The organism is Vibrio sp. VPAP30 (assembly GCF_001188205.1).
Taxonomy (GTDB): Bacteria; Pseudomonadota; Gammaproteobacteria; order Enterobacterales; family Vibrionaceae; genus Vibrio; species Vibrio bivalvicida.
Map to the genome: position 1 here is coordinate 325,302 of NZ_LBLS01000013.1, position 18,007 is coordinate 343,308.

General features: G+C 44.5%; 14 protein-coding genes. 10 read left to right on the forward strand and 4 right to left on the reverse strand.

The window, feature by feature from the left end; translation table 11 throughout:
- Genes ZX61_RS03360 through ZX61_RS03370 form a run of 3 tightly spaced genes read left to right on the forward strand, consistent with a single transcriptional unit; the run spans position 1 to position 4,700 of the window.
- Positions 1-651 carry a transglutaminase-like cysteine peptidase gene (locus tag ZX61_RS03360; protein ID WP_371717672.1) on the forward strand — a complete coding sequence of 217 codons (651 nt, stop codon included), beginning with the start codon at positions 1-3 and terminating at the stop codon, positions 649-651.
- A gap of 5 nt (positions 652-656) precedes the next feature.
- Positions 657-2,567 (forward strand): bifunctional diguanylate cyclase/phosphodiesterase, encoded by a 1,911-nt coding sequence (locus ZX61_RS03365; RefSeq protein ID WP_049843292.1) that lies wholly within the window; start codon positions 657-659, stop codon positions 2,565-2,567.
- Positions 2,568-2,585: 18 nt separating this feature from the next.
- A complete protein-coding gene (locus ZX61_RS03370) occupies positions 2,586-4,700 on the forward strand; it encodes a type I secretion system permease/ATPase (protein ID WP_049843293.1) in 2,115 nt (704 codons plus the stop codon).
- A 74-nt stretch (positions 4,701-4,774) separates the two neighbouring features.
- Here the strand turns inward: ZX61_RS03370 and ZX61_RS03375 are convergent, their stop codons facing one another.
- Together ZX61_RS03375 and ZX61_RS03380 are read right to left on the reverse strand one after the other, a co-directional pair.
- On the reverse strand, positions 4,775-7,312 hold the full coding sequence (locus ZX61_RS03375; RefSeq protein ID WP_049843294.1) for a glycosyl hydrolase family 18 protein: 2,538 nt from the start codon (positions 7,310-7,312) through the stop codon (positions 4,775-4,777).
- A 354-nt stretch (positions 7,313-7,666) separates the two neighbouring features.
- Positions 7,667-9,064 (reverse strand): tryptophanase, encoded by a 1,398-nt coding sequence (locus ZX61_RS03380; protein WP_049843295.1) that lies wholly within the window; start codon positions 9,062-9,064, stop codon positions 7,667-7,669.
- 424 nt (positions 9,065-9,488) lie between these two features.
- Here ZX61_RS03380 and ZX61_RS03385 point away from each other — a divergent pair, with 424 nt between their 5' ends.
- On the forward strand, positions 9,489-10,127 hold the full coding sequence (locus ZX61_RS03385; protein WP_049843296.1) for a DUF2057 family protein: 639 nt from the start codon (positions 9,489-9,491) through the stop codon (positions 10,125-10,127).
- A gap of 16 nt (positions 10,128-10,143) precedes the next feature.
- Here ZX61_RS03385 and ZX61_RS03390 read toward each other — a convergent pair whose 3' ends face one another.
- Positions 10,144-11,415 carry an HD-GYP domain-containing protein gene (locus ZX61_RS03390; protein WP_049843297.1) on the reverse strand — a complete coding sequence of 424 codons (1,272 nt, stop codon included), beginning with the start codon at positions 11,413-11,415 and terminating at the stop codon, positions 10,144-10,146.
- 226 nt (positions 11,416-11,641) lie between these two features.
- Here ZX61_RS03390 and ZX61_RS03395 point away from each other — a divergent pair, with 226 nt between their 5' ends.
- From ZX61_RS03395 to sstT, 6 genes are all read left to right on the forward strand, one after another.
- The gene (locus ZX61_RS03395; protein ID WP_049843298.1) at positions 11,642-12,175 is read left to right on the forward strand and encodes a GNAT family N-acetyltransferase; all 534 of its coding nucleotides are present in this window, start codon (positions 11,642-11,644) and stop codon (positions 12,173-12,175) included.
- A 100-nt stretch (positions 12,176-12,275) separates the two neighbouring features.
- Positions 12,276-12,704 (forward strand): hypothetical protein, encoded by a 429-nt coding sequence (locus tag ZX61_RS03400; protein ID WP_049843299.1) that lies wholly within the window; start codon positions 12,276-12,278, stop codon positions 12,702-12,704.
- Positions 12,701-13,294, forward strand: a complete 594-nt coding sequence (locus ZX61_RS03405) for an SCO family protein (protein ID WP_049843300.1) — start codon at positions 12,701-12,703, stop codon at positions 13,292-13,294. Before ZX61_RS03400 ends, ZX61_RS03405 begins: the two co-directional genes overlap by 4 nt.
- A 5-nt stretch (positions 13,295-13,299) precedes the next feature.
- A complete protein-coding gene (locus ZX61_RS03410) occupies positions 13,300-13,746 on the forward strand; it encodes a copper chaperone PCu(A)C (RefSeq protein ID WP_049843301.1) in 447 nt (148 codons plus the stop codon).
- 241 nt (positions 13,747-13,987) lie between these two features.
- Positions 13,988-15,052: a ribosome small subunit-dependent GTPase A gene (gene rsgA, locus ZX61_RS03415; protein ID WP_049843450.1), complete on the forward strand. Its 1,065-nt coding sequence runs from the start codon at positions 13,988-13,990 to the stop codon at positions 15,050-15,052.
- Positions 15,053-15,277: 225 nt separating this feature from the next.
- Positions 15,278-16,498, forward strand: a complete 1,221-nt coding sequence (sstT, locus tag ZX61_RS03420; protein ID WP_049843302.1) for a serine/threonine transporter SstT — start codon at positions 15,278-15,280, stop codon at positions 16,496-16,498.
- A gap of 51 nt (positions 16,499-16,549) precedes the next feature.
- Here sstT and ZX61_RS03425 read toward each other — a convergent pair whose 3' ends face one another.
- Positions 16,550-17,692, reverse strand: coding sequence for a tetratricopeptide repeat protein (locus ZX61_RS03425; RefSeq protein WP_049843303.1), 1,143 nt, complete (start codon positions 17,690-17,692; stop codon positions 16,550-16,552).
- Between the last annotated feature and the right edge of the window lie 315 nt (positions 17,693-18,007).

Below are 18,007 nucleotides of genomic sequence, written 5' to 3' on the forward strand. Positions count from 1 at the left end.
ATTGCTTGTGTTGTGCTGCTACTTGCGACAACAACTTCGTTTGCTCTTAATACTCAAGAGCAACGTTGGGTTGAAGCTGTACGTAAAACCTATGGCGATAGAGCGGGACGGCGAGTCGAGACATGGCGTAAAGAGATGGCACAATATAAGTCGGTCCCCGAACGGGATAAGCTGACCAAGGTTAATAATTTCTTCAATCAACTCAATTTCGTTAATGACATCCGCTTGTGGGGTAAGAACGACTATTGGGCAACCCCACTTGAGTTTCTTGGTAGCAACGCCGGAGACTGTGAAGACTTCACAATCGCTAAATATTTTTCTCTACTTGAACTGGGTGTATCAGATAAGAAACTACGCCTGGTGTATGTTAAAGCCATAGAGCTTAACCAGTTTCATATGGTATTGGCTTATTACTCGAAACCAAGCGCAGAGCCGATTCTATTAGACAATATCAACCCACAGATTAAACGCGCTTCTAAGCGTCGGGATTTATTACCGATCTACAGCTTTAACGGTAAAAATCTATGGCTTATGAAGTCTAAACAGGGACAACTCGCAGGGAAGTCTTCTAGGCTAAGCCTATGGAATGATCTCCGTGCGCGCGAGAAATCGCTAAAACTTAATAAACCAGTAGTCAACTATGATGAGTAGGCAATATGACTTTATATAAACAACTTGTCGCGGGAATGATTGCGGTTATTTTGATGCTGTTAATTTCGGTATTTATCATCGAATTTAACACCACTCGAAATAACCTCATTCAACAGCAGCGTTCCGAGGTGAACAACACCATCAACACGGTCGGTCTAGCACTGGCACCGTATTTGGAAAATAAAGACCAAGTCGCCGTTGAATCTGTGATTAACGCCTTGTTCGATGGGAGTAGCTATTCAGTCGTACGCTTGATCTTCCTTGATACCGGAGACGAAATCCTGCGCTCTTATCCGATTAAACCTAACAACGTGCCAAAGTGGTTCACTCGCCTCAACCTGTTTGAGAAAATTCATGACCGACGAGTGGTCACAAGCGGATGGATGCAGTTAGCAGAAGTTGAAATTGTCAGCCACCCTGGGGATGCCTACACCCAGCTTTGGCTCGCATTTGAACGCCTAGTGATCGCTTTCTGCCTTATCATGTTGATTGGTTTATTCTCTATCTCGTTCATTCTTAAACGCGCGCTTCGTCCTTTGCAGCTCATTGTAAGTAAGATGGAGCAGGTAGCCAATAATCAGTTTGGTGAGCCACTGCCGCGACCAGCAACACAAGATCTTATCTATGTTGTTGATGGAATCAACAGCATGTCTGCCCAGCTTGAAAAGTCATTTAAGGCTCAGGCTAAAGAAGCTCAACAGCTCCGTGAACGTGCCTACATCGACCCAGTATCTCAGCTTGGTAACCGTGCTTACTATATGAGTCAGCTAAACTCATGGATTGGTGAAGGAGGGATCGGTGGCGTTGCTATCCTTGAAGCAAGCTTCATTCGTGAACTCTATGAAGACAAAGGCTACGAAGCTGGTGATGGCATGGTGCGAGAGCTTGCTGATCACCTTAAAGTGTCTATGTCCTCTCCAGATGTGACACTTGCGCGTATCTCTACCGAGGAGTTTGGTTTTATCTTACCTAATGTTGATGACTCTGAGTTAAAACTGATTGCCGAAAGCATTGTGACTTACGTGCAAGACATCAACGCAGACCCGACAGGCATGGCGACCGCTAACCTCTCGCTAGGTGTGGTTTTCAATAAAGCATCTACAAATTCTACAGAACTGCTTACCATGCTTGATAACGCGCTCGCCAATGCCAAGTCAAACCCTGAACTCGACTATGGTTACGTGACAGGTGAAGACACCGACAATCTAATGGGCAAACAGCAATGGAAAAACTTGGTTGAAGAAGCAATCAGTAATGATTGGTTCAGCTTCCGCTTCCAAGCTGCCAATAACAGTTGGGGTCAAGCCTATCACCGCGAGGTCTTTTCTGCGATAGAAAAAGACGGCGAAAGATACAGTGCAAACCAATATCTATTTGCACTAGAGCAGCTCAATGCCAGCCACTTGTTCGATGAGTACGTAATTCAAGCTATAGTAGAACGATTAGAAACTGGCGAGTTCACAGAACCTGTTGCTATTAACATCGCACAAAGCAGTATCTCTCAGCCGAGCTTTATTCGCTGGGTTACCCAGTTGCTCAACAAGCATGCTTCAGTTGCCACGTTGCTGCATTTCGAAATACCTGAAAACTGCTTTATCAACTCTCCTCACCACACTGCCCTGTTCTGTAACGCAGTACGTGGTGCTGGTGCCGATTTTGGTGTCGATAATTATGGGCGTAATTTCCAGTCATTGGATTACATCAATGAATTCCGCCCTGCGTACGTGAAGTTAGACTATCTGTATACTCACCACTTAGATGATGAGAAACAGAAGTTTACTCTCACGTCGATTTCGCGAACGGCCCACAACTTAGGGATTAAGACCATCGCATCTCGTGTCGAAACACAGACTCAGTTAGATTTTCTTTCTGAGCACTTTATTGAAGTCTTCCAAGGCTTTATCGTAGATAAATAATGAGCAAAAGGTTATAGCATGCAGGACCCGCTATTAAATTCACTTATCTACGTCAGTCGATACTATGGATTAGCAAACTCACCCGAGGCATTGATCAATGGCTTGCCGTTATCTGACGGTAAGCTAACACCATTCCTATTCCCCCGCTCAGCCGAACGCGCCGGCCTAGTGGCAAAAGAAAACCGTTCAGCGCTTAACGAGATTTCACAGCTCGTATTACCAGTAGTTTTGATTTTAAAAAGTGGTGATGCTTGTGTTCTCAACAGCATAAATGATGACAAAACAGAGGCAGAGATCGTCACAGGCGAGTCTGGTTTAGTGCCGATTTCTATCGATGTGAAGGATCTTGAAGAACTTTACATCGGTCGATACTTTCTGGTTAAAAAGCAGTTCCGTTACGATGAACGCTCACCAGAGGTACTCAAGACCCGTGAAGGGCACTGGTTCTGGGGTACAATTTGGCAATCGAAAAGGATTTATCGCGATGTACTTATCGCCTCGATTTTGATCAACCTCTTTGCTGTCGCCGCCCCAATGTTCACCCGTTTGGTGTATGACAAAGTTGTTCCTAATTTAGCGTTCGAAACCTTATGGGTATTGGCAAGTGGTATCTTTGTCATCTTCCTATTCGACCTTACTCTCAAGTTATTGCGTAGCTACTTTATTGATGTGGCAGGAAAGAAATCCGATATTCTAATCTCCTCCAAGCTATTTAGTAAGGTAATGGGGATTCGAATGGAGGCTCGACCTGCCTCTGTCGGTGCTTTTGCGCGTCACTTGCAAGAGTTTGAATCAATCCGTGAATTCTTCACCTCAGCCACGATAGGTTCTCTGATCGATTTGCCATTCGCGGTTCTGTTCTTGCTATTAATTTGGCTGATGGCTGGAAACTTGGTGATCGTACCTATCGTAGGTGTCTTGATTCTAGTCATTTATTCTGCATTAATTCAAGGACCGCTAAGACATACCATCGAAGAAGGATCGCGTCTAGCCTCGCAAAAATACGCTAACCTAATCGAGAGTCTATCTGGCCTTGAGACGGTAAAATTATTTGGTGCACAAAGTCAGTTTCAATTCCGTTGGGAAGAAGCCGTTGCTCACATGGCAAACTGGAATATCAAGAGCCGTCGTATTACTGATGGCATTCAAAATACTGCGGGCTTTGTTCAACAAGCTTCTAATGTAGGGATGATCATTCTCGGCGTTTACTTGATCTCTGAAGGTGAACTTACTATGGGTGGTTTGATTGCCGCGACAATGTTAAGTGGCCGTGCTATCGGCCCTATGGTTCAGCTCTCATTGCTTTCGACTCGTTACAACCAAGCCAAGTCCTCAATGACAATCATTGAGCAAGTGATGTCCATGCCGGATGAACAAGAAGAAGGCAAGCGCTATATTCATCGCCCTATCATCCACGGCAAAATTGAATTAGACAAGGTCACATTCCATTACCCTGACTCGCCTATGGCTTCTATTCGAGACTTGAGTCTAACCATTAATCCAGGTGAGAAGGTCGCCATCATCGGCCGGATCGGCTCTGGTAAGACAACTCTGGAACGCTTGATTATGGGCTTATATAAACCGACTGAAGGCCACGTCCGAATTGATGATACCGATATCGACCAGTTACATCACATCGATATCCGCAGAAACATCGGCTGTGTGCCACAAGATAGTCAACTATTCTACGGTAGCATCCGCGACAATATCACGCTGGGCCGACCACTTGCAGATGACAGGGATGTGCTAGATGCAGCAAACCGAGCTGGTGTGACAGTATTTACCCAACAAGACCCAGCAGGTTTAGAGCGCCAAGTAGGTGAAGGGGGAATGTTGCTTTCAGGCGGTCAACGCCAAGCCGTCGCTATTGCACGCTCACTACTCGGTCGCCCACCTGTTTTGTTAATGGATGAACCGACGAGTGCGATGGATAACCGCTCTGAAATGCATATTAAGCAGCAGCTATCGCAACTAAAGTCGACTGAGACACTGATTCTAATTACCCACAAAACATCCATGCTTGATGTGGTTGATCGGGTGATCGTAATGGAAAAAGGTTGCGTGATTGCCGATGGGCCGAAATCTGACGTTCTTAATAACCTTAAACAAGGTAAAGTGAGAGCGGTTAAGTAACTTCAAAACAAACACGTAAAGAAAAAGCCATTCGGATAACCCGAATGGCTTTTTGCTTAGTTATCTATTAGTGCTTAGTTAGTCGGGCAATTGGCCGCCCCCACTTCTTTCCAAACACCCCATTGACCAGATTGAGCTGGATCATCACCTTTTGTCCACCATTTTGCTTCCCAAACTTTTCCAGCCCAAGAAACTTGGTTGCCACCAGTGTATACGGCGGAAGCATCCCATAAGTTGTTACAAAGGTCCCCACCCGATGACTTCTTAGCTACCACAACTGTCGTAGAAGCCGTCGATGTCGCTTTACCATCGTTAACCATGACAGTAAACACTAGTGAAGTATCCGCGGTATATTCAGCCGCAGTAAAGGTCACACTTGAACCGTTGACTGTCGCGTTTAGGCCTGTAGGGAGATCCCAAGTGTAGGTAAGAGGGTCATTGTCAGCATCTGATGAAGCCGATGCATCAACCACTACTGTATCACCCGCATTGACATTTGCAGGGGCAGTCACTAACGCTACTGGGGCTTGATTTACAGGAGGAACGTCTTTAGGGTTTACTGTAACCACCACTGTATCGGAGGCTGAAGCACCTTCATTATCCACAACCGTCAGTATAAAGCTTAGTGTTTCTGCTTGGGCCACTTCAGTAACATCAAAACTTGCTGTCGCTGTGTTTGCCCCGCTAAGGGTAACCGCTGTTCCAGAGACCTGCACCCATTGATAGCTTGCAATAGTACCGTCGGTATCTGAAGACGCACTACCATCTAAAGTAACACTTGCAGGCCCAACTACCGTCGCATCTGCGCCAGCATTAGCTTGAGGTGCACGATTGACCGGAGTACCACCAGCTAAGCCTTCATGCATTGCATTTAAGATATCGCCGTTGTCCGCATCAATTTCCCACGAGAATAGACCCGCTAGACCCAAGTTACGAACGTACGCACCTTTGGCTTTCACTGAACGGTCGTCATCAAACGTAATCAATTGACCTGATGTGCGATTCCAAACCCAAGCAGCTTCAGCCTGCGCATCGTAACCGTACTCAAAACCATTGATTCCTGTGTTGTTCGCACCAAGCATATGAGCTTTGACGCCTTTGTAATCAATAACACCCGCTTCCCATACACCTTGAGCAGTTGTGCCTGTAAGTTTACCGTTGCCCACGCCTGTCATTGGGTCAGTAGGATCGGATAACGTGTCAGGTGTAACACCTTCCCATCCGCGACCATACATTGCAGCACCGAGAACTAGTTTACTTGCTGGAACCCCTTGTGCGAGGAGGAGTTGAATACCGTTATCAGAGGTGTAAGCTGGGCCTTTGTAAGGTTCGCCATTTTCATCTACGCCAGTACCATCACACTGACCAGGGCGCATAAAGCTACCACAGTAGAGCGCAGTTTGATGACCAACAACGTTGTTCCATCCACCATAGAAGTCATAAGTCATCGCGAAGATGTAGTCCATGTACTGAACCGCGTCAGCATAATTCACGTCTTCAATTTTATCGTGACCAACACCAATGGCTGACGTCAACTCATAGGTACGCCCGGTTGATGCTTCTAATTCATCGAGCATTGCGCGCAATTCACGCATCAAAGCAACATAGGCAGGGCCATCATTTACAGGGTCACCAAGATCAGGTGCAGCACCACCACCACCAGGGAATTCCCAGTCAATATCCACACCATCGTAGAATTTCCAAGTCGTTAGGAAACGCTTAACAGAAGCAACAAAAGTGTCTCGGTTTGCTTTGGTGGTGAAGTCAAAAAATGGGTCTGATAAAGTCCAACCGCCGATAGAAGGGATGATTTTTAGATCTGGGTTGCGTTGCTTAAGAGCCATCAGCATGGCGTAGTTACCCTTAATTGGCGAACTATATTCGTGCCCTGCCTGCGAGAAACTTTTTTGATACGCAGCCCAAGGGTCGTGAATAACCACTTCGTAATCGGGCACTCCCTGACAAGCGGTCATCAGTGCGTTGTAGCTATTGCCACCGACTGACTTGACTGACTCATTTGGACCACAGATTGGGATAAAGCCATAAAGGATGTGCGTAAGATTGTCGGCAGGCAAGTTATCAACTGTGTAATCTCTACCGTAGATACCCCACTCAACGAAATAGGTCCCGACAACGGTATTAGGGTCAGTATTGTAAGATTTGTTGTTTGGATCGATATTCATGGTCAACGGCTTTAAGTGCGAGCCATCGGTATCAGCCACCGTTATTTCAACGGGTGCACTAACACTACAACCGGTGGCATCACACGCTTCTATAGTCATTTGATAAAGGCCACCTTTACCATACTTAAAGTTCGCTGTTGTTTGGCTTCCAGCAATTGATCCGGTTGCCACCTGAACACCATCAAAGTAGACCTTATACGTGTCGCCTGTGGTACCACTCCACTGATTAAACTTGACGGTGATATCGGCTTCATCAAAGTACTTGACCATTTGGTTGTAACCAGACGTTGTCTCCATCGCCAGTTCAATTTTAGAGAACTGCAAATTATTGGAGCCATACACGTCAACACTTGGAGCCGTTGGTGCCGCTATCGCTGTGCCCGAGAACGCAAATGCAATACTCGCAGCGCACAATGTAATACGATTCATACCTATTTCTCTCATTCCTTGTTTGTTCACTCTAATGTCAGAGCAAAAACTGTCCTCCGACGAATCGAAGAACACCACTTACAAGTATTTAAGAGACTTTTTTTTTGTAGAAAAAAATAAAAGCTATTTTCGAGTGATGATTAGAAATTAGTTCGTTGTTACTAAGCTGTTACATTACAAAGGGGATATCGAGCCAAAATTTATAAACCTCCTCCATACCAGAATAAATGACATAACAATCAGAAATTTACAGGTAAGAATTCCATATAAATATAAATAGTCCACATAGAAAACTGCCACAGCGGAAAGGCGTTGTGGCAGTGTATATTAGAGTTTTTGATTTGTTAATTGCCGCTACTTGGACTTAAAACGCGCCGTGAAATGACGCAGTACTGGTGGTTCATACTCAAATGACAGCCCTTTCAGTTCATGCGCTCGTTCCTTGAGCGCAATGATCGCATCCGCTATGTAATCCATATGATCATTGGTATAAACACGTCTTGGAATAGTCAAGCGCATCAATTCAAGTTCAGAGGCTTTTTGCTCACCAGTATCTGGGTCTCGACCAAGAAGCAATGAACCAATTTCAACGGCGCGAATCCCTGCTTCAAGATACAACGCATTACACAGTACCTGTGCAGGAAACTGATCAGCGGGAATATGAGGTAATATTTTCGCCGCATCGACAAACACCGCGTGACCACCCGTCGGGGTTTGAATTGGGATACCCCCTTCGCGAAGGCGTTCACCTAAGTACTCAACCTGACTAATACGGTAATGAAGGTAATCCTCATCGGCTCCTTCGTACAAGCCACGCGCCAAAGCTTCCATATCGCGCCCAGCCATACCACCATAAGTAACAAAACCTTCCATCGGAACGCAACGAGTACGGACAGCTTGAAACAGTTCCTCATGATCACGAATACAGCAAAGACCACCGATATTAACCATGGGATCTTTCTTAGCTGACATAGTGAGCATGTCACCGTACTGGTACATTTCACGAATGATTTCCAAAATCGACTTGTCTTGATAACCCTCTTCGCGTTGCTTGATAAAATAAGCATTTTCACAATAACGGGCGGAGTCAATCACAACAGGAATGTCATTCTTTGCTGCAATTTCATATACCGCACGCATGTTAGCCATCGAAACTGGTTGTCCACCAGAGCTATTACAAGTCACCGTGGTAATGATGGCACAAACATTCTCTGGGCCGTGAGCTTCGATGGTTGACTGGAGCTTATCTAGATCGAAATTTCCCTTCCAATCGTAAGGTGTTGTAGTATTAAAGGCATGTTTATCAACGACATTAATCGCCTTGCCTCCATTAAGCTCGATATGACCAGCCGTCGTATCAAAATGGTAGTTGGAGATAAATACCGGATCTTTACCACCACGAACTGTTTTCATTCGTTCGATGAGAGCAGGAAACAGTATCTGCTCAGCACCGCGTCCTTGGTGGGCTGGGACTGTTAGTTTATAGCCAAAGAAGTGTTCTACTGCTGCGCATAAGTTGTAATAATTGCGGCTCCCTGCGTAAGACTCATCTCCCATCATCAAACCAGCCCACTGATTATCACTCATCGCCCCTGTACCAGAGTCCGTCAGCAAATCAATATAGACATCATCGCTTCTGAGTAAAAATGGGTTCAATCCCGCTAAGTTCAACGCCTCAACACGATCGTCATATGTCGTCATTTTGATCGGTTCTACCATTTTGATGCGAAAAGGTTCTGGAATACGTTTCATCATTAATTTCCTTTAAATAGATCAATTCCCCCGCAATAGGTTCACACGGGTATATTGGTTTATAAGATTGCTTTGGGCGCAAGACGCGCCACTAGGGATTAACGAAGAACCGTTTCTTTATTCAGTAGTGAGAGGGTGTAGTCAACGTTGTACCATGGCGACAACACTAGTCTGCTGTCTAACATATCGGTATATGCCATAGCGTTATCCTCCTGATTCATTGAACACTTAATTAATATAGTCTAGTTATTATCCAGATTACCGTGAAAGGTAGCTCAAATTTATAAACTAGCGTGGCTCATTAACGTGAGCACTAGTTAAGATTTGATGAATTTTTCAAACTTCTTACATTCGCATCTTGAAATCATGCGACGAGCTAGGCACTCTCTTTGCAGTTTAAGTGCCTGTTTATTAGGAACCAAAAATGAAAATAAAAACAACATTACTTGCTGCAATCGCTTTAGGTACCAGTGGTCTCGCGGCTGCTGACATCACTATATCGATTCCAGACACTATCGACGTCTTAGTGGTGAACGATGCAAAACCTGAGCTATCAGGAAGCTTCTTTTCATCCAAAACGCTTACGCTACCCAATGGGGAAAACCAAATCCTGTTCACTTACCAACCTTACTTCGACCAAGGTAAAGATCGGATCATTCTCGAAAGCGATCCGATTGTTGGAACATTTAACGTTGCTGACCAAGAACTGAAATTTGACTTACCTCAGTACCGCAATGAGCACGAAGGTTCAAAGAAAATTCGTAACTTAGAATGGTCTTTAAAAGGTGAAGACGGTCAATCGATCGAGATGAAACAAGACAAGTTGGTTAAAGACGGGATGCAAATCGGTCGCAACCACAAAATCGAATTGGCTGAGTATAATCGTCGTGGTGACGTCGCAGCAATTTCAACAGCAGCGGTTGTGCCAGTTACGTTACCAGCACAGATTAACGGTAAGCCTGTAAAAGCTGGCGATAACACAGCAGAAGAAATGCTGCATTTCTGGTACAGCAAAGCAGATGCTGAAACTCAAGCTCGCTTTAAAGCATTTGTGAACCAGTAATAATCTATAGCCAGTACTAAACAAGTACTGGCTTTTCACTTTCTTGCCCGGTTGAAATCCGGTAGCACTCTTCCGCGTTATCAACTAAACACTTGAATATTTTGCGATCTAATTGATTGCTGCTGACCATCTCTTTAAGAATAGCAACCGCCTCGCCTAAAGGCAGACCTTTTCTATATGGCCGAGACTGAGTAAGCGCTTGAAACACATCTGTAATGGCTATCAATCGACTCGGCTCATCTAACCGAGACGCATCCAGACCTAATGGATAACCCGATCCGTCAAGTCTTTCATGATGATTGGACGCCCATTCCACAATTTGTTGATTGGTAAACATTCGCTGTATGGCATGTCGCGAATCCGTCGCATGACGTTTGATACATACATATTCTTCATTCGATAACTGAGCCGGTTTATGCAAAATCGCACTCGGCGTTTTTAGTTTGCCAATATCATGAATCAATCCTGCCAGATAGAGCATTTTTCTTGCCCGCTCTGAATAACCAAGCTTATGAGCAAAAAACTCGGCAAGTTGAGCAACGTGTAAAGAATGCTGATAGGTGAAGGAACTCTTCGCGTCAACGATTTGTGCAAACAGCTCCGCCACCTCGATTGACTCATCTAGTCCAATCGGGTTGCGATACAGAGGCTCAAAAGTATAAGATAAGCTTTCGATATACCTTGCCTCCATAGAGAACCAGAAATCATCACAGTGAATGAGCTCACTCATAAAACGGACCTGAGTTGGTTCAAACATTGATCCCGAGTTAGCTTGCAACTCTCCAACGATACTGTGTGTACTCTCTTTGCTAATATTGCCATAACAATCTAAGCCGTAATTACCATGCAGATAATCGACCCGATCGGCCAGAAACAATAACGTTGCATATTGTTTAATGTCTTCGCTGACGCTGTGCATCACTTTTAATTCTTGCCACCAAGTGTGATGTAGCAATATTGGTGTTGCAAGCTCAGATAAAGGTCGACAAGCTTTCAAGAGTTCATAACCCTTAACACAGTGTTTACGCGTGTTTTTAGGGGCTAGAGTGGTCAACAACTCACCGATTTCAGCGCTTTCAGATACACCACAATCGTGGATTAACCCGAGCGAAAAGATCACTTGGCATCGCTCTTCACTCCATCCCATACGTTGGGCACAGCGATAAGCGATATAGGCGACTCTGTGCCCATGATAAATATCATCTACACCAACCGCATCGAGGGCATAAGCAATTTCAAATAATACGCGACGTAGGTCTACGCTAACATCGTCTTGGGGCACTTCCATACTAACGCTTTAGTCATTTATAAATAATTTTTATGCAAGGCAGGGTAAACGAAAGTACTATCTATAAACCATAAATTATGAATGGTTATTAACAGAATTGTGAACCGTGCAACGTAGTGCGTATTTTTCGTGCTAGAAATCAAACTCTTATTGCAGCTTATCGCTCTAGCTATCACCTTTGTAGTTTGCTACGTTAGCTCTAACCAATATATGCAAGGAGTGGAGCATGTTTACACACAAAGTAGATGATGAAATATCTCTCGCACTGGTGCAAGAATCTTTTGCCACCAAATACAGTGAACTCGTCGCAGATCAGTTTGATTACTTATCCCAGTGGCTCGCATGGCCATCTCACTGCACAAGTGAGCAAGATTTCCGTCTATTCGTACAGCGCGTTTTGCATGAGTATGCCGAAGGAAAAACCATTACTTGTGCCATTGTGTACCGCGGGGAAATCGTTGGAAACTGTAGCTGCTTCAATATCGACTATGATACTAAATGCCTAGAAATTGGCTATTGGTTATCAAAGCACCACCAAGGCAATGGAATCGTCACTCGCGTTGTCAAACATCTAATCGAATTTTCCTTTAACGAGTTAAACATGGAAAAAGTCCAACTTTCGGCAGCGGTAGAAAACCGAGCAAGCCGTAGTGTTGCTGAAAGGTCAGGAATGACGCTGGAAGGTGTGATCACCAATCAAGAAAAAATAGGTGAACGAATTCTTGACCATGCTATCTATGGCATTCACAGAAATCGCTAGGGTTGTCTTGACGCTGAGCACAATTTTACTCGTTATCTCATAGATATAGAGTGCTATGTGCTAGGATTGCGCTCGTTTTTAAACTCTCGGGATAAATGTTATGCCCAGCTATGCAAAGTTTCTTCTAATTGCCGTTGCGTTAGGTGCCGGTTTCTTTGCCAGTGATATTGTTAAGTGGTATCAATCAACAAACCAACAGGTATCTCTAGACGACTACTGCCTGCTTACGACTAGCCAGTGTCAGCAAGACTCTATCTCTGTTCAGGCGAACAAAGACATCACTCACCCACTCGTCCCTACCCAAGTGACGGTCAACTGGGAAAACGCCAACAGCGATAGTCTGATGATGACTTTAAAAGGGTATGAGATGGAGATGGGCACTGTTGTGTTTAAGATCGACAAATCTGACTCAGGAACCTTTACTGGTGAAGTTGTGTTACCTGTGTGCACAGAAGACGCGATGACTTGGTATGGCACCATCACTGACGGCAAACAATCAATCAATACATCAATAAGGATGGAACGATGAGTAAGAACTGGTCATTAATCCTAGTCGCCGCCTTTGTTCTTGGCTTTGGACTGAAAAGCTATCTCGATCATCAAAATAGTGATGCTCCTGTCGCACAAGATACATCTAGCATTACGCTGTTTGGTGAAGACAACAAAGCGGTGTCACTTTTCGATCCTCAAGATACACGAATTAGAGTCGTTTACTTTGGGTTTACTCGTTGTCCAGATGTATGTCCAACGTCTTTGGCCATGCTGGCAGGCGCGCTTAACCAAATTGATCAAGAAACGAAAGAACACTTCCGCCCTGTATTTATCTCGCTGGATCCGGAGCGTGATGCAGCTGCTGACTCATACAAATACGCTCAATACTTTCACCCAATGATTGAAGGACTTGCAGCGCCTTTAGAGGTCACTACCCCACTCGCTCATCAGTATGGCGTGATTTTCCGTAAAACCGAATTAAAAAACTCTGAATTGAAATATACGCTGGATCACAGCTCCTATTTCTATTTCCTCAAACCAGATGGCACATTAATCACAAAAGTGCCACACACGCTCACTCCAGCACCGCTGGTTGAAGCCTTTAAAACGATTACATCGAAAGGATAGTCAGGATGAAACTTAAAGCCCTTCTCTTAGCCTCTTTGGCATTAAGCCCTTTTACTTACGCAGATTCAGATATCATGGCTCATCACACCTACGCACGAGCTACGCCACCCAATGCAGCAACCAGTGCCGTGTTTGGTGAGTTTATGAATCATAGTGATAAAGACCGTTATCTTGTCTCCGCCACTACAGAGGCGGCAGGTAAAGTTGAACTGCACGATGTGATCAAAGAGGGCGATGTGATGAAAATGCGCCAAGTTGATCAAATTGCAATCCCAGCGAAAAAAACGGCAGTGCTAAAACCTGGTAGCCTACATATTATGTTATTCAACCTAACCAAGCCTTTGGCTGAAGGTGAAAGCATTGATGTTGAGCTTACATTTGCCAACGGCGACAAACAAACCATCACAGCACCAATTAAAAAAGTGATGAGTGGCATGAAACACCATCATTAAGCAACGAATCTTATATTAAGGGGTGGGCATTTGTTCGCCTCTTTTGCTATGATAGCCTGCGTAAACACAAATAAGTCCATAGGAGGAAAAGATGATTGTACTTAAAACCCACCCGGCAAAATTGGTGAAGTAACTTTAATAACCCACTTCTACCCTTCCTTTGCCCGGTGCTATCTAAACCGGGGTCTAAAGACCCTAGCAAATTTATATAGATACAGATATCTGTATGCTTGGGGCAACTATGAATACCAAAGCAAATACGCCAATGTCTTTAGCGACACTTGGTTGGAACAACCTATTTCAACAACAACTAACACTAGAAGATTTAGAGCAAGAGTTCACTGCCGCTCGTATCACTGAGCACCACCGCAGTGGCTATAAGCTATTGAGCGAATCTGGTGAGTTACTATTAGAGATCCATAAATCACTGCCCTCTATGACGGTTGGTGACTGGATTTTGATCGATAGCAATCAGCACTTTGTGAAGCTTTTGGACAGGCAATCCTTGTTCCATCGCAAAGCAGCAGGTAGCAAAGTCAATGAGCAGCTCATTGCTGCTAATGTCACAACCTTGTTTATTGTTTGCTCACTGAATGAAGATTTTAATCTCAGTCGAATTGAGCGTTACCTCGCGATTGCCCATGAAGCTGATGTTGAGCCTGTCATTGTTCTGACTAAAGCTGATTTGGCATGCGATGCTGAAGACAAGAAAAGGCAAGTACAGCAGCTAGACCCATTGTTGATGATCGAAACTGTCAATGCGCTTGATAAAACACACTGCGAAAAACTATTGCCTTGGTGTCAAAGCGGGAAAACAGTCGCCTTCATGGGCTCATCAGGTGTGGGAAAATCGACATTGGTGAACACCTTGCTGCAGGACCAAGTCCAGCTCACAGGCGGTATCAGAGAAGATGACAGTAAAGGCCGCCACACAACAACGAGTCGCTCTATGCACTTTATGCCGGCAGGGGCCGTTTTAATCGACACCCCAGGAATGCGTGAATTGCAATTGATTGACTGTGCAGATGGTGTAGCTGAAACCTTCTCTGATGTGGAATCACTGGTTGCACAATGCCGATTTTCGGATTGCCAACATCAGGACGAACCTAACTGTCGTGTGAGAGAGGCCATCGAGTCAGGCGAGTTAGAAGAGAGACGATTAACGAACTATATGAAACTACTGCGAGAGCAACGTCGCAACAGTGCAACCATTGCTGAAAAACGTGCCTCGTTTAAAAAGCAGACCAAGTTTTATAAAAAAGTTCAAAATGCCAGCCGCAATCAGAAACACAGTAACGGCTATTAAAGTTATTCTCACTACATAGTAAAGGGGCGCCTGCCCCTTTTTTTTTGTTACCCGAAAAGCACAACATTAAAACATAAAATTCACAAAAACCGATTGTAGTTAATTTTTAATGCTAATTTTCAATTAATTCTAGACACAATGTTTCAAGTCGCTAGTATGTCTGTCTCAGTTTGCAATAACTGAAATTACTATAAATTTATAAAACTATTCATTGCAGGGATAACTATGCAACACAACTCTCTTATTGCACGCTTTGCACGTGGCAATCTGGTTTTGCAGATCCTAGCCGGCATCATTCTTGGTGTGGGTTTAGCGACCGTCTCTCCAGAGCACGCAAAAAGCGTCGGTTTACTTGGAAGTCTTTTTGTCGGAGCACTAAAAGCAGTAGCACCTATTCTTGTTTTTATTTTGGTAGCAGCATCGATTGCCAACCAAAAGAAAAACCAGCATACCTACATGCGCCCAATTGTGGTTCTTTACCTTTTCGGTACCTTTACTGCCGCTTTAACCGCAGTGGTACTTAGCTTTTTATTCCCAACCACGTTGACGCTTGTTTCTGGTGCTGAAGGGGCAACGCCTCCGCAAGGTATTGCTGAAGTACTTAACACGCTACTGTTTAAACTTGTCGACAACCCAGTCAACGCACTAATGAGTGCGAACTACATTGGCATTCTGGCTTGGGCTATCGGTCTAGGTTTAGCACTGCACCACGCCTCTGGTACAACAAAGGCGGTATTTGAAGACTTAAGCCACGGCGTTTCTCAGATCGTACGTTTCATTATCCGCTTAGCCCCATTTGGTATCTTTGGCCTTGTTGCTTCAACACTGGCAACGACAGGTTTCGAAGCATTAGCTGGTTACGCTCAATTGCTAGTGGTTCTTTTAAGCTCAATGGCGATCATCGCATTGGTTGTTAACCCAATCATTGTGTTCGTTAAAACAGGTGAAAACCCGTACCCACTGGTTTTGCAATGTATTCGCGAAAGTGGCGTAACAGCATTCTTTACACGTTCGAGTGCTGCAAACATCCCTGTGAATATGGCACTGTGTGAGAAGCTAAAGCTGGACGAAGATACTTATTCAGTATCAATTCCGCTAGGTGCAACCATTAACATGGCTGGTGCTGCAATTACCATCACGACGCTAACACTTGCCGCTGTTCATACTATGGGTATTGAGGTTGATCTACTCACCGCATTACTGCTTAGTATTGTTGCCGCGGTATCCGCATGTGGTGCATCTGGTGTTGCGGGTGGCTCTCTACTCTTAATCCCACTTGCTTGTGGACTGTTTGGCATTCCAAATGAAATCGCGATGCAGGTTGTTGCTGTTGGCTTCATCATTGGTGTTGTGCAAGATTCAGCAGAAACCGCACTTAACAGTTCAACTGACGTAGTGTTTACTGCCGCAGTATGTAAAGCGAAGCAAAAACAAGCTCAGCAGTAATTGTTAGATGATATCCAATAAAATGGCCTCGTGAGTAACGAGGCCATTTTTTTATTGCTTATCCATTGGCGATTGAGAGTAATCGACCTTAGTCTCTGTTATCTCTTGGCTAGGTTTTTCAGATAACGGCTCTTGTGAGGTAAGCTCTTGCTCTTGAGGGGCAGAAGGGACTGTCGTCACATTGTTATGCTCATCAGTTGGTATCGAACGTTTATAGAGCTTGTTCAAAGCCTTAATAATTGAATGCTTACTCACTTTATTGTCACGAATCTTTTTGACCATAGGTTTGGCTAAACTTTGCAGCCCTACAACGGTATCAACGCCAATGTTCAAAGCGACTTGGTCTCGTAAAGCCCTTGCGGGGTCGTGGCCAAGCTGCCCTGCGAGAAACAACCAAATATAAGCGAGAGCGCTGCCATTTGGTTTGTGATCCATCCAAACCTCACCTAGCTTATACATGGCTTCTAGGTGGCCTTTTTCTGCAGCACGCTCCAGCCAGTATATGCCGCGTTCGAAGTTACTCACCACACCTCGACCTTGAATGTAATTTATCCCGAGCTTCATGCGCCCTTCATTACTTCGTAGCTCAGCAGCCCTGCGATAATAATCGGTCGACTTAACGGGGTTCTTCTCTGGGTTGTTGGCTGCAATAAACCAATCCCCTAGAAAAATCAACGCATCTAGATAATTTTGCTCAGCAGCAGATTCCATAACTGAAAGTGCTTTCGGTAAGTTTATTTCTGTACCTCGGCCAGTAAACAGTGCCTTCGCCATCTCAAATTGATGCGCTAAACTCCCTTCTGAAGCAGAAATACACACCTGCCAGAACTTAGCCTGCTCTTTTAACACTAAATCTTGCTTCATCTTGTTGCTGATACGTACAACTCCATACATCCCTGTGACATTATCAAGTCGAGCTGCTTTGGTGTACCAATAAACCGCCTCTTGCGTTCTTGTGCGCTCAGCTTCTTTTGCTAAGTAGAGGATTGTAGGAATATGCCCTCCCTCTGCCTTCATAATCCTTTCATCGTGTTCTTGCTTACGGTTTTTCTCCATCGCTTTGCGATAAGCGATTTCACGTTCTTTGCGCTCTTGCTCCAAGCGTTTTTTACGCAATGATAGGGCTAACATCCACAAAAACATGCAGAGTAGCAGCAAGCCAGTCGCCCCAATGGCGATCCCCATAATATTCATTCGTTTTCTTTTACTTCCTTAAAGCACCAGCTAAAAATACATCGGCACAAAAACCAAATGGTTGAGCGCTCCATCTTACCCCAGATTATTGATTTGCTGTTACGCAATCAACTAAGGGTGATATCTGCTTCACAACGTCGAGGTGATATCTCTATTCGCTTAGCCTACATCTTATTTTAGAGACTAAAATTTTCTTCAAATAAGCTCCACCACTACTAATATCTTAGTCAACAAAATCGAGTGCACATGACTCAATTAGCAGACACTGCCAACAAATAAGGAAAAATTGACCAAAAACAATAGCAGTCCAAGTGA